Origin of the sequence: Sporosarcina sp. FSL K6-1522, from assembly GCF_038622445.1 — a bacterium.
Taxonomy (GTDB): domain Bacteria; phylum Bacillota; class Bacilli; order Bacillales_A; family Planococcaceae; genus Sporosarcina.
The window spans coordinates 867501-884638 of the sequence record NZ_CP152019.1 but is presented as its reverse complement, the minus strand read 5'-3'; the positions used below and the strand labels follow the sequence as shown (position 1 = coordinate 884638).

General features: G+C 43.7%; 12 protein-coding genes, 1 tRNA gene and 2 rRNA genes (1 of these 15 only partly in view). 2 read left to right on the top strand and 13 right to left on the bottom strand.

The window, feature by feature from the left end; all coding sequences use genetic code 11:
• Positions 1-77: 77 nt before the first annotated feature.
• Positions 78-1562: an MDR family MFS transporter gene (locus tag MKY34_RS04260; RefSeq protein ID WP_342513984.1), complete on the top strand. Its 1485-nt coding sequence runs from the start codon at positions 78-80 to the stop codon at positions 1560-1562.
• 52 nt (positions 1563-1614) lie between these two features.
• Here MKY34_RS04260 and MKY34_RS04255 read toward each other — a convergent pair whose 3' ends face one another.
• The 6 genes from MKY34_RS04255 to MKY34_RS04230 all read right to left on the bottom strand — a co-directional run bounded on the left by MKY34_RS04255 (position 1615) and on the right by MKY34_RS04230 (position 8379).
• Positions 1615-3243: a BCCT family transporter gene (locus MKY34_RS04255; protein ID WP_342513983.1), complete on the bottom strand. Its 1629-nt coding sequence runs from the start codon at positions 3241-3243 to the stop codon at positions 1615-1617.
• A 162-nt stretch (positions 3244-3405) separates the two neighbouring features.
• Positions 3406-4488 carry a tartrate dehydrogenase gene (locus tag MKY34_RS04250; RefSeq protein WP_342513982.1) on the bottom strand — a complete coding sequence of 361 codons (1083 nt, stop codon included), beginning with the start codon at positions 4486-4488 and terminating at the stop codon, positions 3406-3408.
• Positions 4489-4499: 11 nt separating this feature from the next.
• Complete coding sequence (locus MKY34_RS04245; RefSeq protein ID WP_342513981.1) at positions 4500-5942, bottom strand: aldehyde dehydrogenase family protein; 1443 nt, start codon at positions 5940-5942, stop codon at positions 4500-4502.
• On the bottom strand, positions 5935-7026 hold the full coding sequence (locus MKY34_RS04240; protein ID WP_342513980.1) for an aromatic ring-hydroxylating dioxygenase subunit alpha: 1092 nt from the start codon (positions 7024-7026) through the stop codon (positions 5935-5937). The genes MKY34_RS04245 and MKY34_RS04240 overlap by 8 nt, the downstream gene beginning before the upstream one ends.
• 45 nt (positions 7027-7071) lie before the next feature.
• Positions 7072-7320 carry a ferredoxin gene (locus MKY34_RS04235; RefSeq protein WP_342513979.1) on the bottom strand — a complete coding sequence of 83 codons (249 nt, stop codon included), beginning with the start codon at positions 7318-7320 and terminating at the stop codon, positions 7072-7074.
• Between the two features lie 24 nt (positions 7321-7344).
• Complete coding sequence (locus MKY34_RS04230; RefSeq protein ID WP_342513978.1) at positions 7345-8379, bottom strand: NAD(P)/FAD-dependent oxidoreductase; 1035 nt, start codon at positions 8377-8379, stop codon at positions 7345-7347.
• Between the two features lie 359 nt (positions 8380-8738).
• Here MKY34_RS04230 and MKY34_RS04225 point away from each other — a divergent pair, with 359 nt between their 5' ends.
• Complete coding sequence (locus MKY34_RS04225; protein WP_342513977.1) at positions 8739-10103, top strand: sigma 54-interacting transcriptional regulator; 1365 nt, start codon at positions 8739-8741, stop codon at positions 10101-10103.
• Between the two features lie 65 nt (positions 10104-10168).
• Here MKY34_RS04225 and MKY34_RS04220 read toward each other — a convergent pair whose 3' ends face one another.
• The 7 genes from MKY34_RS04220 to MKY34_RS04190 all read right to left on the bottom strand — a co-directional run.
• Positions 10169-10567 (bottom strand): hypothetical protein, encoded by a 399-nt coding sequence (locus MKY34_RS04220; protein WP_342513976.1) that lies wholly within the window; start codon positions 10565-10567, stop codon positions 10169-10171.
• A gap of 75 nt (positions 10568-10642) precedes the next feature.
• Positions 10643-12022 (bottom strand): HAMP domain-containing sensor histidine kinase, encoded by a 1380-nt coding sequence (locus MKY34_RS04215; RefSeq protein WP_342513975.1) that lies wholly within the window; start codon positions 12020-12022, stop codon positions 10643-10645.
• On the bottom strand, positions 12019-12693 hold the full coding sequence (locus MKY34_RS04210) for a response regulator transcription factor (RefSeq protein ID WP_342515187.1): 675 nt from the start codon (positions 12691-12693) through the stop codon (positions 12019-12021). Before MKY34_RS04210 ends, MKY34_RS04215 begins: the two co-directional genes overlap by 4 nt.
• A 21-nt stretch (positions 12694-12714) precedes the next feature.
• Positions 12715-13521 (bottom strand): YihY/virulence factor BrkB family protein, encoded by an 807-nt coding sequence (locus MKY34_RS04205; RefSeq protein WP_342513974.1) that lies wholly within the window; start codon positions 13519-13521, stop codon positions 12715-12717.
• A gap of 156 nt (positions 13522-13677) precedes the next feature.
• A 5S ribosomal RNA gene (gene rrf, locus MKY34_RS04200) occupies positions 13678-13793 on the bottom strand.
• An 81-nt stretch (positions 13794-13874) separates the two neighbouring features.
• Positions 13875-16808: ribosomal RNA gene (locus MKY34_RS04195) — 23S ribosomal RNA — on the bottom strand.
• Between the two features lie 285 nt (positions 16809-17093).
• Positions 17094-17138 (bottom strand) — tRNA-Ala (locus MKY34_RS04190) (it continues 31 nt past the right edge of the window).

Genomic DNA, 17138 nt, shown 5'->3' with positions numbered 1-17138 from the left:
AATGCCCTCTCCTTTTTAGTTTCTCCATTTTTAGTGTATGATTAGAAAATGCTATAAACAGAAGGAGTTTTTGTATTATGAAAGACCATCAAGAACCAAAGAAATATGAGTATTTGTCGGAGAACCCGAATGCCAAGGTTTTGCCGATTATGCTCTCACTTATTATTGGAGCATTTTTTGCGATATTAAACGAAACGCTATTGAATATTGCACTCGTCACCTTAATGGATGAGTTCTCCATTTCGTTAACAACTGTGCAGTGGATGGCAACAGGATTCATGCTTGTAATGGCGATTGTTATCCCGATATCCGCCTTGTTACTCCAATGGTATACGACTCGACAATTATTTTTAACGACGATGATTGTGTTCACCATTGGAACTATAATTAGTGCGAGTGCACCAACATTCGCAGTTTTATTAATTGGGCGATTGACCCAAGCGGTCGGAACAGGATTATTAATGCCAATCATCTTCAATGTGTTTCTACTTATCTATCCTCCTCACAAACGTGGGAAAATCATGGGCTTAGTAGGGCTCGTCATTATGTTTGCACCTGCGATTGGGCCAACGCTTTCTGGTGTCATTGTTGAATACTTAGGATGGCGCTACTTGTTTATTCTTGTTATTCCATTTGCGATATTCTCCATTTTATTTGCTTACAAATATTTGATTAACGTTTCCGAAGTAACGAAGCCAAAGATTGATGTACTCTCCATTATTTTCTCTACAATTGGTTTTGGATCTATCGTTTATGGTTTTAGTTCTTCAGGATCAAGTCCAGATGGATTTTTGGATACGACTGTTTTAATTACGATTGTTGCTGGAATTCTCGGGATTGTGTTATTCGTCATTAGACAATTAAAGCTTGATGAACCTGTCATGGATTTACGGGTATTCAAATACCCGATGTTTACACATGCCGTTTTGATGTTTTTAATCATTATTATGGCGATGTTCGCTTCAGAGATTATTTTACCGATTTATATGCAAGGTCCTTTGGCGTTGAGTGCAGCTACAGCGGGTCTGGTACTCTTACCAGGGAGTATTCTGAATGGGATTATGTCACCATTCATGGGGCATCTTTTTGACAAGTTCGGTCCTAGAGTCTTGATGATTCCAGCATCCCTTGTGTTAAGCGGAACGATGTTTATGATGAGCAGATTGACAGCTGACACTGCTTTATGGATTGTCATTCTTGGCTATATTTTATTAATGTTAGCTGTTTCGGCCATCATGATGCCTGCTGAGACAAATGGTTTAAATCAGTTGCCTAAACGACTGTACCCGCATGGAACTGCGGTTATGTCGACCTTACAACCTGTTGCTGGTGCGATTGGTGTATCTGTGTTTATTAGTATTATGAACGCTCGACAACTTAAATTTTTAGAACAATCCGCTACACCAAATGATCCCGCAACAATTGTCGAAGCGATGGTAGCGGGCGTTGAAATGGTCTATTTCATCGCATTTGCCATATCGATTGTAGCCGTGATCTTAGCATTTATGGTGTATCGTGCGAAGCCAAGTAAAGAGGATGAAATGGCTGTAGAAGAGGAATAAATGAAAAGTCACTTCCTATGTTTCAATCAGGAAGTGACTTTTTCAATTTCATTTATTTAATATCTAATCTTGCATCAGGTGTAAGCGTTGGACTATCCACACTTTTCTGTTTTTTCGAGATACCTTTAGGCACTTTCTCCTTCACTTCCTTTACCGATGCAACTTGTTGTTGCTCAAGCAAGATTGAATCATAATCTGCTCGAATCCATTTGACGAAAGAAGCAATCATCAAAAACATGATGAAGACTAATGGCAGGGCAGTAATGATTGATAATGTTTGAAGTGCTTCCAAACCATCACCATACATCAGCACGATAGAGATACTTGTCAAAACAATTCCCCAAAATACGCGGTACCAGCGAGCCGGTTCTTCTCCCTCTTTCAAATTAATAGAGGCAACATCTGATAATGTGTATGCTGCAGAGTTCACCGTTGTCGCAAGAAAAATAGCTGCAACGAGCAAGAAGAGAACCATCACAACGCCACCTAGTGGAAGTGCTTGTAAAGAGGCAAGAATCGCCGCAGGTGCGCCTTCATTTTGCAAAATATCGAGCACTGGGACAACGCCCGTTATTTCGAAGAACATGCTTGTATTCCCGAAGATTGCAAATGCCAACCAACAGCCTAGCGTTCCACCGATTAATTGGCCTACAATAAGCTCTTTAATCGTTCTACCTTTTGAAATACGTGCAGCAAACATGCCTGTGAAAGGTGCGTAAGAGAACCACCAACCCCAGTAGAACAATGTCCATGATTCACTAAATCCTGACTGTCCAACAGGATCCGTATAAAGGCTCATTCTGAAAAAGTTCTGTAACAATACCCCTACACTATCTGAGAAACTAGAGATAATAAATACAGTTGGTCCAAATATAAAGATGAACACCGCAATAATCAAATAAAGGTACAGATTCCAGTCACTAAGAAGCTTCAATCCTTTTTTCAATCCAAAGTATAGGCAAATCGAAAAGAAAATCGTCAGTGCAATCATAATACCCAAATTCAATGTAAGCGTTTTCTCCACACCGAACATTGAATGGATTCCTTCAGCCAATAATGGTGTTCCAAGTGCTAATGAAGTACCGATTCCACCAATCAATCCAAACATAAAACAAACATCAATTACTTTTCCAAGTGCTCCGTCCGCCTTGTCTCCAATAATACCGCGGCACGCTGTACTCAGTCGGAAGTTTTTCTGTTTTTTTATGTACACTGCATATGCAATTGGAATGGAGGGCAAACAGTAAATCGCCCAAGCCGAGAAGCCCCAATGGAACATACCATAAGCGGGTGCGAAACTAGCAGCCTCTACACTTAACGGCTCTAAACCGTAAGGAGGGCTTGTATAGTAGTAACCCCACTCAATAATTCCCCAATACATAATACCTGAACCAATCCCAGCAGTAAAAATGAGCGCAAGCCAACTAAACGTGGAGAATTCAGGTTTTCCTTCACCTAGCTTTACTTTCCCATACTTACTAAAAGCTAACCAAATTAAAAAACCGAATATACCGATACATGCCCATAAATAGAGCGATCCGAAGTTCGTAGTGACTGCATTCAACACCGTTTTTAAAAAGGCAGTTCCCTTTTCCGGATTAATCAGTATTGGAACAATCAATAACGCTACCAAAGTCAATGCTATCGTTAAAATCTGTTTATCAATCGTATTGGTCCTCATGGACTCCCCCCAATTTAAATTCTACCCCCTTGACATATCCTCGAATATTCCAAAAACCAAAGTTGGAATATTCGAGGATATTTTCAAGAAAAGTGCAAACTACCTTCTGATCTTCTAAAAAAAGCCTATCGGTGTTATCTCCATAACACCGACAGACCTTGCTCATACATGCGTAGGCAGTAAGTTTGCTATCAGATCGACTAGGCGATCACCTACTTCAGATGTGGAAGCCGTCCCTCTCATGTCGGGTGTCAGTGTTTGATCTTCCACTAGTAGTTGTTCAATTGCATCTATGACCACTCTACCATGTTGTTCATAGCCGAAATGATCAAGTAGCTGACTAGCAGACCAAATCGATGCAAGCGGATTCCCAATTCCTTGACCTGCAATATCAGGTGCCGAGCCATGAACAGGCTCAAACATCGACGGGAACGTTCTTTCAGGATTCACATTCGCTCCTGCCGCAAGCCCGATTCCTCCGGCTAACGCTGCACCTACATCTGTTAAAATGTCACCAAACAAGTTGGAGGTGACCACAACTTCAAACCGTTTCGGATCTGTGATCATTAGCATTGCCGCCGCATCTACAAGATAAGATGCTATCTTGACATCTGGGTAATCTGCACTTACTTCTTCAAATACCTGATCCCAGAAGACCATTGAATAATTTAGCGCATTCGCTTTACTAATGCTCGTTAAGCTACGCCCTTGTTTTCGCGCCGTTTCAAATGCATAGCGGATGATTCGCTCAGTTCCTTTACGAGAAAAGACGCCATTTTGCAAAACGACTTCATTCTCTTGACCTTTGAATAACCAATCACCTGCACCTGAGTATTCGCCCTCCGTATTTTCACGGATAAACAGCATATCAATGTCCTCACGTTTGACGTCTGCTAACGGACAATGCGCGCCTTCTAATAGCTTGATCGGACGAATATTGACGTATTGATCGAACTCTTTACGGATGATTAGCAATAGGTCCCATAAAGAGATGTGATCAGGAACGCCTGGGAATCCAACAGCTCCCAAGTAAATGGCGTCAAACGCTTTGAGCTGTTCAATCCCATCTTCCGCCATCATTCTGCCGTGCTTCGTATAGTATTCACAGCCCCATGGAAAGTGCGTGAAATCAAACTGAAAACCACCATCTAACGCAGCAATCTTATTTAATACTTTAATCCCTTCGCCAATCACTTCAGGACCAATCCCGTCGCCGGCGATGACAGCAATTTTATATGTTTTCATAGTAGACTCCTTTACGCCTGATTCCAGACCACTAACTTCATTTCCGTCATTTCTTCCACTGCGTACTTAATGCCTTCGCGACCCGTTCCACTCTCTTTTACGCCGCCATATGGCATTTGGTCAACTCGGAATGTTGGAACATCGTTAATGATCACGCCACCCACATGCAGACTTTTAGATGCATGCAAAGCCGTTTTCACATTATTTGTATAGATACCTGCTTGCAGACCAAAACGGGAATTATTGACTTGCTCGATCGCTTCCTCAACTGATTTCACTTGGTTGACAACAACAATCGGTGCAAACACTTCTTGGCACGAAACCTTCAATGTCGCATCTGCATTCGCAATAATCGTCGGTTCAAGGACATTATCCTGTACTTGCCCACCTGTTAAGATTTCCGCATTACTTTGCTTCGTTTCTTCAATCCAACTAACCGCACGTTCCAATTCACCTTTTGTAATCAAAGAAGAGACATATGTTTCTGGATCTAGTGGATTGCCCAATTTCAACTGCTTCGTTGCTTGGACGAATTTCGTGATAAACTCCTCATAACGCTCTTCATGCACATAAACTCGTTGCAAGGAAATACAAACTTGCCCCTGGTTTGAAAAGGCACCCATTGTACAGCGATCGATAATTTCATCAATCTCTACGTCTTTATCAATGATTAACGCTGAATTTGATCCCAATTCTAGCGTTGTTTTTTTCAACCCAGCTTTGTTGTTAATGCCAATTCCAACACTTGGACTTCCCGTGAATGTAATCATACTCACGCGGTCATCTTCTACAATCGCCTCTCCAACGACACCGCCCGGACCTGTCACGACATTTAATACGCCTGCTGGAAGACCTGCTTCCGCAAATAGCTCTGCTATGAAAAGTGCAGACAGTGGTGTTTGTGAAGCTGGTTTTAAGACAATCGTATTACCCGCTGCAATGGCAGGACCTACTTTATGCGCAACAAGGTTTAATGGGAAGTTGAATGGTGTAATCGCACCAATAACACCGATTGGCTCTCTCAATGTATAGCCAATTCGTCCAACTCCGCCTGCAGCTGCATCGAATGGAATCATTTCACCATGAATGCGCTTCGCTTCTTCCGCCGCAAATTTATACGTTTCAATCGTTCTTGCCACTTCCGCTTTTGCGAACACAAGAGGTTTCGCTGCTTCAAGTGCAATAATTTCTGCTGCTTCATCAGCTTTTTCTTTTAACAAAGTGACCACATTTTCTAGAATTTCTGCACGCTTGTGAGCTGGCATATTGCCAATAATCTGGCGTGCTTCATGAGCCGCGTCAATCGCTTGAATCGTTAATGCTTTATCCGCCATTGCAATGTCTGCAATTCGCTCTTGTGAGTATGGGGAGTAGAGCGGAGCATAGCTCGCCGTCTCTACTTGTTCCCCATTAATGAGTAAATATTTTTTCATCGTAGTTAGTAAATTATTCATCGAGGGCCTCCAATACCATGTCATGAAATTGTACGATTGCTTGTTCTGTTGAAGCGTAACGACCTTTGTTGAATGCACGTGAACGGAAACCAATTTGCTCAAGCTCTACAAGCTCGATATCTTCTGCTCGTACTTGTTCCGCAAATGTCATTAGGTCTTTTTCGTCTTGGCTCAACGCATCCAAATTATCTTCACGGAAGTAATACGTGTAAACCGCCATTGTTGTCTCGTGATCGATTGGAATCATTTCAATTGATGCCATATTCCCCGGTCCTGGGTAAACCGTTAGCATGAGGTTCGGCCATAGCCAGAAGAATGAGCCGCCTTGCATTTCTGCGTCGTTCAAATCAACTTCCCCGTATTGTTTATCTGGCTTAACAATTGAACCTTGGAATGAATAGTTGTCGCATGTGATAATTTGGTAATCATCCATGCTTAGTGTATCAACAAAACTTGGGTGTGCAATATGGCAATGGTCACATTCCAAATAGTTGTCTATATACGCTTTCCAGTTCGCTTTGATAACGCGAGACTTTCTATGCGTTCTTTTTAGCTCACTGATGAATGGAAACTTGCTCAGTCTGTCAAAGAAATCTCCGTACGTCTCACTTAGAGATGTCGCATTGTCATCCAAGTTAACGAAAATCAAGGATTCCATGACTTCCATTCGAACAGATCGTAGACACGCATCTTGCACACAAGCCGCTTCCTCTCCACGGAAGTTTGGCGCTTTGTTTAACTTGCCATCTGTTTTAAATGTCCAGCCGTGATACATACACTGTAAGATTTTCTTTTTACCTTCTTCACTACGCTCCAGTTTCGTTGCACGGTGCGGACAGACATTATAAAATGCACGAAGCACTTCATCCGTACCTCTGATGATGATGATTGGCTCATCTGCTACATCTGCCGTAAAGAAAGCACCTGCTTTTTCTACTTGACTCACATGCCCAACAAGCTGCCATGATTTCGAGAAAATATGTTCCTTTTCTTTCTCCAATACCTTTGGATCCGTGTAGTTGTCATATGTTAACGTTCTTTCAAATGTTCTGCTTGCTACGTTCTCTACTTTATTATAAGCCATTTTCCATTCTCCTTTATTGTTAAATTCTTTTTTAGTATTTATCTATTAGCTAGCTGCTGTTTCCTGGCACGTAAAAGGTGCCTCTGCCATCTTGATGGAATCGGTTGGACAGCTCTCAAATGCATCTTCCAAGTCTTCTATTAAATCCTCAGGTACTTCTGTCACACCTGCATTATCATCCAGAATCGCAAAGGAAATTCCATCTTCCGTATAGTCAAATAGTTCCGATGCTAATTCCGCACAAAGACCACAGGCGATACATGTGCTTTGATCGACCATTGTAAAATGAGCCATAGTCGTTCCTCCTTTTCTTACGGATTATCCGATTGCCACTGCTTCTTTTTTCGGCGTTTCTTCTTTTTCGCCCATTACACTCGTGCTATGAAGTGGCTGTAGTTTGGCCGTTGGATCTACGTACACTTTTGCATTGCTGACAGCAATTGGTGCTTCTCCAAAGCCTGTGGCAATTAGCTTCACCTTGCCGTCATACGTACAAATATCCCCAACTGCATAAATGCCTTCTATATTCGTTTCCATTCTCGAATTGACAACAATCGAATTTTTCTCGATTTCCAGTTCCCAATTTTTAATCGGCCCTAGTGAAGAGCTAAAGCCATAGTTGACGAGTACATCATCTACCTCAAGTTCGATTGTTTCGCCCGTCTTACTCTCTTGGATGATAACCTTGTCAATCTGCTCCTCCCCTACGAGTTCCACTGGGATATAAGGCGTTAAAATTTCCACACTAGACTGATGAAGCAACTCCACACTATGCTCATGTGCGCGAAATTTATCTCTCCTATGCACCAGCGTGACCTTTTCTGCAATTGGCTCTAACATCAATGCCCAGTCAACCGCAGAATCTCCGCCTCCAAACAACACTACTTTTTTTCCTTCAAACGCTTTGACGTTTTGAACGAAGTAGTGCAGATTTTTCTGCTGGAACTGTTCTTCACCAGGAATGTTCATTTTCTTAGGCTGGAACGCTCCATTCCCTGCAGTGACGATAATCGTTTTTGTATAATGGATTCCCTCATTTGTCGTTAGCTTGAAGACACCATCTTCTCCCTTTTCAACGATCTCCACGGATTCTCCTAAACAAACAGTTGGTTCAAACTGATTCATTTGCTCTATTAAATTATCAACGATTTCCTGCGCTCCAATCTTCGGAAACCCAGCAATATCGTATATATGCTTTTCAGGATAAAGTGCGGCCAACTGACCGCCTAACTGTGGTAAACTTTCAATAATTTTTACCGATGCCTGGCGCATACCAGCATAAAAAGCTGTGAATAATCCTACTGGCCCACCTCCAACAATTGTGATATCAAACACTTCAGCTGTTTTATCCATACTTTTACCTCCATTTAACAGAAGCTCTTTCAGAAAGCATCTCTGAATATTGTTCTGTGTTTTCACATTACTTTGTATAAATGCAAGACGCGTGCCAAGTTAGGGAAAACAAATTTGATCATACAAAAACAATGAACAAGAATCCCCCAACAACACAGCGATTTCCGCCGTATAGCTGAGCTGACATATGTCCATCCATTTTTAAAAATAAGGGTTTTGCCTATCTTGAAATCTCTTACATTCAAATTTATGTATCGACTTTCGACAATAACTGCTATACTCGATTTGTATTTGACTCACCCTATAAGTCTGATAGTTCAAATTTGACTCACTAATCATCGTTGAAGGGGCGTAGATAGATGGACAAAAATAGAGCTTTTAAGAATATTGATTTGACACTGGAATCTATTTTGAAGATTTTAGACTATTCTTCTGATGAAATTTACGTATTAGATAGCGAAACACGGATTGTTTATGTCAATAAAAATTGCGAAAAGCATTATGGATTAAAAAAAGAGGAGATTTTAGGGAAGTTTAACGATGAACTTTTCAATAAAGGGTACTGGGGCCCATCGGTTATTCCAGCGGTCTTAGAAAAAAAAGAACCCGTCTCTCTTCAGCAACAAACCTATATCGGTGCTGAATTATTAACAAGAGCAATTCCTATACTCAATGAAGTAAAAGAAATTGAGTTTATCGTAATAACAGCGACTGAAATACAAGATTTTAATCGGCTGGTAACCCAAAAGGAAACACAAAGCAATGACCCTGTGTATCAAGAACTTCTAAAAAAGCCAATCACAAACAACGAAAAGGTCAAAAAGATTTTAACTTTTTGTGAAAAAGTAGCACCAACAGACTCGACGATTCTCATCCATGGCGAGTCAGGCACTGGTAAGGGCGTAATTGCCCATTATCTCCACTCGATTAGCAAACGAAAAGATGGACCTTTTTTGAATGTTAACTGCGCTGCCATCCCTGAAGAACTCTTGGAATCTGAGCTATTTGGCTACACAAGTGGCGCATTTACGGGGGCTACTAAAGGAGGGAAAACGGGGCTATTTGAGGCTGCTGATAACGGGACCATTTTTCTAGACGAAATCGGAGAACTTGCATTGCCTTTACAAGCGAAAGTATTACAAGTCATTCAAGACAAACAATTCATCCCGCTTGGTAGCAATACACGTAAAACTGTCGATATCCGAATTATTACTGCAACGAATCGTGATCTACTGAAAATGGTTGAGCAAAAAACGTTCCGAGAAGATTTGTTTTATCGATTGAACGTCATTGATATCCATATGCCTCCCTTATCCGAGCGTAGGGAAGATATCATCCCGCTCACCTACAGTTTCTTAAATCGATTTAATGACAAATACAATGTCAGCAAAATGTTCACTGAAGAATGCCTGAACATCCTTTTCTACTATTCATGGCCTGGCAATGTTCGTCAGCTCGAAAATTTAATCGAACGGCTAGTTATTACGAGTGATGCCGTCATTGAAGTCAGTGACCTTCCACAAGTCATTGTCGAAAATGTAAAGGGCCGGCCAGAGCTGACTCACCCAAACTCACTCGACGATGCTATAAATGAAGTCACAAAGACATTAATTAGAAGATCTTATCAAAAACATGGTTCTTCAAGAGGTGTCGCCAATGATCTCGGCATCAGCCAATCAAAGGCATCCAGACTGATCCGACAGTTTTTCCAAAACGAACAATAACTACATGCTCATTACAAAAAAAGTCACTCCCGACATGCTCTCGGAAGTGACTTTTTATCATACCATTATTGCTTACTATCTTTCTCTATCATAAATGTCACAAGCACAAACAACACAAAGCTCACTAGTAAAATCGTTCCACCAACGATGTAGAAAATCAGTGCAAATGTTTCATTGATATTAAACGGTTTCATAAACTGGAGCCACATACCTGTTGTCAAACCGACTGCCCCAATAATACCCGTCCAGCCATGAAATGCCACAAGCTTCTTCGCACGCACTTTATAAATTCGGTAAAAGACACCCCAAGCAAATAAGGACAGCCAACCAACCAATAGAATATGTGCGTGAATCGGACGGAATGCATAGGAACCTGCCCCCGCCATATGTGACCCTAACACCGTTCCGATTAAACCAAATATCGCCGCAACACGAATTAGACGTAAACTCCATTTTTCTTGCATGCTGAATTCCTCCTCATTCGTTCATCTTATATCCCTATTATAAACATCTAACATGAACAGAAGATGAACAAGATATTACAACTTTGGCAACGCCACTGTAAACGTCGTGCCTTCTCCTTTTTGACTCGCAACGTCAATCGTTCCGCCATGCAATTTTACAACTTGCTGCACAATCGACAAGCCAAGTCCCGTTCCACCTGTCTCTTGCGTTCTTGAATCATCTGCACGATAAAAACGATCGAAAATCCGCCCAAGTGCAATCTCATCCATCCCTATACCGCTATCGCCAACCCTGACAGTCACCTGATGCGCTTGCTCTGTTAACTCGATGTCAATAGACCCACCAGCCTCTGTATATTTCAACGCATTCAACACAAGATTCTCCCATACTTTTTCAAGGAATGCAGGATCGCCAACGAAATGGACCTCATCGAGATCCATCGACAACGACATCTCTTTCTCTTCCAATAACCAACGATATTTTCGAATCGTTTCTTTCAATTGTTCTCCTAGATTGAAGGTCTTCTTCACGAGTGGAGAAGATAACTGATCGAGCGATGTTAACAGCAAAAGCTGTTTTGTCAACGAAGACAAGCGCTCTGTTTCAGACTGAATAACGTTCGCATAGCCTTTCCGCGTCTCCTCAGACAGCTCCTCATCTAATAGCAATTCCGCATAACCTTTTATATTGAGTAAAGGCGACTGAAAATCATGTGACACATCGCTAATAAACTCCTTGCGTATCCGATCATTTTCACCCAACTTTTCCGTCATACGTTGAAAACTATTCGCCAGTTGCCCAATCTCATCCTTGCTGTTAATATCTAGTGTACCCGAAAACTGCTCCTCTCCAACCTTTTGCGTCGCAAGCGTCAATTTCGTAATCGGATCAATCAGCTTCTTCGCTACCATAAGCATCGACAATAAACTAATCACGGCCATTACAAGTACCATGCCACCGAGAATATAATGTACCTCTGTAAACAACATCTTGATATCAGGGCGCAAGAACAACGCATAAGTTTCACCTTCATAGGTAAACGGAACACCTACTGTATTGGCTGATTCATTCGAGAAAAAACCTGTCACAAACGTTTCACTCGGAAGATCCCTCATCCCATGATAGACTTCACCATTCAGCACCTGCTCAACAACTTTCCAAGACAAATTCTTCTCCCTGAAAGGCTCCCCATAAAAAGCTTCCTCTCCCTGTTCATTCACAACATACAGCTTATAACCGACCGCAGATTGTGTCTGCAAATAGGCAATAAGGTCAAACCCCTCATTCGATTCAATGAACGATGCAACGCTCCTCGCAATCGTCATATTCTTTTCATCGTTCTGCCCCTTCAGCTGCTGATGATAATATGTATTAACCGTAAGAAAGGCAACAAGCCCACTAATGACCATAATCGCCGCCGTTATGACGATAATCTTCCCATAAAGCGACTTCACGAGAACACCTCTAACTTATAGCCCACTCCTCGTACCGTTGCAATTCGCACATCTTCTGCAAGCTTCCCGAGCTTGTCCCGAAGCCGTTTAATATGAACATTCAACGTCTGTTCATCTCCTTCATAATCATAGCCCCATACGCGCTCAAGAAGAAGTTCACGCGCAAACACATGATTCGGTCGCGACGCTAAAACGGATAGTAACTCAAATTCTTTCAATGGCAACAGCAATACTTTCTTGCCAACAGAAACCTCATAGCTTTGGCGATTGATATGCATCGATCCTGCCCGAATAAATACATCAACCGCCTTATCATACCTACGCAAAATCGCATTGATTCGAAACAGTAATTCCTTCGGTTCAAATGGTTTAACGACATAATCATCAGAACCCGCAAGGAAACCCTTTTCCTTATCCTCTAATTCCCCTTTAGCCGTCAGCAACAGCACTGGTATACCGGCCTCCGCCCTCAGCTTCTTCGTCAGTTTATAACCATCCATTCGCGGCATCATCACATCAACCACTGCCAAATCAGGCAATCCCTTTTCCTCCAACAACTCAAGTGCCTCAAACCCGTCAGACGCCTTCAAAACGGTATATCCAGCCTGTGACAATTGAATACTCACAAGCTCTAAAATGTTTGGATCATCATCCACAACAAGAATTCTCATCATCTACTACCTCCCCTTTCACTAACCAAACAACCTACGCCACTCTGCGTTCAACAACCCCGACAACAAAATAATAACAGCAGATAAATAAAACCAAAGAACAAGCAGAATAATCCCCGACAATTGCCCATATAACCGTGTATAATCAACATTTGAAACATAATCCCCAAACACAAGCGAAACCAATTGCCAACCAATTGCTGAAAAAAATGCTCCTGGTAGTGCATGCTTAAAAGTCATTTTACCTGTTGGTACGACTTTATAAAAGAGTAGAAAAAATAGAAACAAAAATAACGTGCCTAGCCCCCATTTTACATTTGGCCACACATAGAACCATCCTTGCCACTCCTCAATTACATCATAATACGTCACAACCCGATATAAAGCCTTTTCAATAATCGGTAAGAACAAGGATAACGGAAGAACTAACATGAATAGTAGCGTGACACCTAGATCACGTATCAGCACTTTCCAAAATGCATAACGCCGCACATGACCATTCGCTAAATCTAACGAACGTGCAAGTGACTGAACAGCCATCGAAGAAATCCAAAATGCCACAATCAAACTCCCATATAACACTTTACCATGCCTTTGATATAGAACCATTCGAACGTTGCTTTCTATAATTATAAATGTATCACTTGGCGTAAAAGGTCTAAGAAACGTTAACAGCATTTGCTCATTAACCGGAAATAAGCTGAGCAATGATAGGATAAAAAGAAAAAATGGAAACATGGATACTAAAAGATAATATGCAGTCTGTGCAGCCTGATCAAAGAAACGTTCATGGAAAAAACGAATCACGATGTTTTTAAAAAGTGTCATTTGTTCATCCTTTCTCTTTCAATATACCCTATTCTGAACAAAGCACTCGGATAACCATAAGCTGAATTAGAAATTATATTACCTCATCGAGCTCAAACATCCTTTTTAATAATTCAAAGCACAAAAAAAGCCATTACCTATTGGTAATGACCATGTGCCCGGCGACGTCCTACTCTCACAGGGGGGAACCCCCAACTACCATCGGCGCTGAAGAGCTTAACTTCCGTGTTCGGGATGGGAACGGGTGTGACCTCTTCGCCTTCGTCACCAGACTATTTTGAGCTTGTTCACTCAAAACTGAATAAAACCAACATTGTGTTGCACAAATCGAGCCAACCGTGCACTTTTTAAATAAGGTTAAGTCCTCGATCGATTAGTATCCGTCAGCTCCACACGTCGCCGCGCTTCCACCCCAGACCTATCAACCTCATCTTCTTTGAGGGATCTTACTTACTTGCGTAATGGGAAATCTCATCTCGAGGGGGGCTTCATGCTTAGATGCTTTCAGCATTTATCCCGTCCACACATAGCTACCCAGCGATGCCTTTGGCAAGACAACTGGTACACCAGCGGTGTGTCCATCCCGGTCCTCTCGTACTAAGGACAGCTCCTCTCAAATTTCCTGCGCCCGCGACGGATAGGGACCGAACTGTCTCACGACGTTCTGAACCCAGCTCGCGTACCGCTTTAATGGGCGAACAGCCCAACCCTTGGGACCGACTACAGCCCCAGGATGCGATGAGCCGACATCGAGGTGCCAAACCTCCCCGTCGATGTGGACTCTTGGGGGAGATAAGCCTGTTATCCCCGGGGTAGCTTTTATCCGTTGAGCGATGGCCCTTCCATGCGGAACCACCGGATCACTAAGCCCGTCTTTCGACCCTGCTCGACTTGTAGGTCTCGCAGTCAAGCTCCCTTATGCCTTTGCACTCTACGAATGATGTCCAACCATTCTGAGGGAACCTTTGGGCGCCTCCGTTACTCTTTAGGAGGCGACCGCCCCAGTCAAACTGTCCGCCTGACACTGTCTCCTGCCCCGATAAGGGGCATGGGTTAGAAGTCCAATACATCCAGGGTAGTATCCCACCAACGCCTCCTCCGAAGCTGGCGCTCCGGGCTCTAAGGCTCCTACCTATCCTGTACAGGATGCATCGGAATTCAATATCAGGTTACAGTAAAGCTCCACGGGGTCTTTCCGTCCTGTCGCGGGTAACCTGCATCTTCACAGGTATTATAATTTCACCGAGTCTCTCGTTGAGACAGTGCCCAGATCGTTACGCCTTTCGTGCGGGTCGGAACTTACCCGACAAGGAATTTCGCTACCTTAGGACCGTTATAGTTACGGCCGCCGTTTACTGGGGCTTCAATTCAAAGCTTCGCTTGCGCTGACCTCTCCTCTTAACCTTCCAGCACCGGGCAGGCGTCAGCCCCTATACTTCACCTTGCGGTTTTGCAGAGACCTGTGTTTTTGCTAAACAGTCGCCTGGGCCTATTCACTGCGGCTCTCTCGGGCTTTAACACCCTACCAGAGCACCCCTTCTCCCGAAGTTACGGGGTCATTTTGCCGAGTTCCTTAACGAGAGTTCTCTCGATCACCTTAGGATTCTCTCCTCGCCTACCTGTGTCGGTTTGCGGTACGGGCACCTCCCGCCTCGTTAGAGGCTTTTCTTGGCAGTGTGAAATCAGGGACTCCGGAGACAATTCTCCTCGCCATCACAGCTCAATGTTATAGGAACGGGATTTGCCTCGTTCCACACCTCACTGCTTAGACGCGCATAACCAACAGCGCGCTCACCCTATCCTACTGCGTCCCCCCATTACTCAAACGGCGGGGAGGTGGTACAGGAATATCAACCTGTTATCCATCGTCTACGCCTTTCGGCCTCGACTTAGGTCCCGACTAACCCTGAGCGGACGAGCCTTCCTCAGGAAACCTTGGGCATTCGGTGGAAGGGATTCTCACCCTTCTTTCGCTACTCATACCGGCATTCTCACTTCCAAGCGCTCCACCAGTCCTTACGGTCTAGCTTCAACGCCCTTGGAACGCTCTCCTACCACTGACACCTAAGGTGTCAATCCACAGTTTCGGTGATTCGTTTAGCCCCGGTACATTTTCGGCGCAGCGCCACTCGACCAGTGAGCTATTACGCACTCTTTAAATGATGGCTGCTTCTGAGCCAACATCCTGGTTGTCTGGGCAACGCCACATCCTTTTCCACTTAACGAATACTTGGGGACCTTAACTGGTGGTCTGGGCTGTTTCCCTCTCGACTACGGATCTTATCACCCGCAGTCTGACTCCCAAACATAAATCATCGGCATTCGGAGTTTGTCTGAATTCGGTAACCCGGGATGGGCCCCTAGTCCAAACAGTGCTCTACCTCCGAGATTCTTAACGTTTGAGGCTAGCCCTAAAGCTATTTCGGAGAGAACCAGCTATCTCCAGGTTCGATTGGAATTTCACCGCTACCCACACCTCATCCCCGCATTTTTCAACATACGTGGGTTCGGGCCTCCAGTAAGTGTTACCTTACCTTCACCCTGGACATGGGTAGATCACCTGGTTTCGGGTCTACGACCCCATACTCATTCGCCCTATTCAGACTCGCTTTCGCTGCGGCTCCGCATTCACTGCTTAACCTTGCATGGAATCGTAACTCGCCGGTTCATTCTACAAAAGGCACGCCATCACCCATTAACGGGCTCTGACAACTTGTAGGCACACGGTTTCAGGATCTATTTCACTCCCCTTCCGGGGTGCTTTTCACCTTTCCCTCACGGTACTGGTTCACTATCGGTCACTAGGGAGTATTTAGCCTTGGGAGATGGTCCTCCCGGATTCCGACGGAATTTCACGTGTTCCGCCGTACTCAGGATACACTCTGGAGAGAATGGACTTTCGACTACGGGGCTTTTACCCGCTACGGCGGACCTTTCCAGGTCGCTTCGCCTAATCCATTCCTTTGTAACTCCGTGTAGAGTGTCCTACAACCCCAGGAAGCAAGCTTCCTGGTTTGGGCTCTTCCCGTTTCGCTCGCCGCTACTCAGGGAATCGATGTTTCTTTCTCTTCCTCCGGATACTTAGATGTTTCAGTTCTCCGGGTCTGCCTCGTTTACGCTATGTATTCACGTAAACGTACTACCCCATTATGGGCAGTGGGTTTCCCCATTCGGAAATCTCCGGATCAAAGCTTACTTACAGCTCCCCGGAGCATATCGGTGTTAGTGCCGTCCTTCTTAGGCTCCTAGTGCCAAGGCATCCGCCGTGCGCCCTTTCTAACTTAACCTTTATACGGCTTCCGATAAGCGGCGCATTGCGTTGTCAGCTTCGCTCGTTCACATCCTCACGTGCTGTAGCACGCTCCGGTGTTCACTCACTTACTTCCTAGCACTGCTTGCTTCTCGAAATCCTCGGGTGACTACAATTGCATAGCGATATGCTCCTGTAATCGTTAAAAAGTATTGCATAAGTAAATTACAACTGTAATCTACTCGGTTGATTCTTGATTTGTTACTTTCAATGTCGTTTTATCCAGTTTTCAAAGAACAAAAATACTCCCTATGGAGTAAGTTGGTGGAGCCTAGCGGGATCGAACCGCTGACCTCCTGCGTGCAAG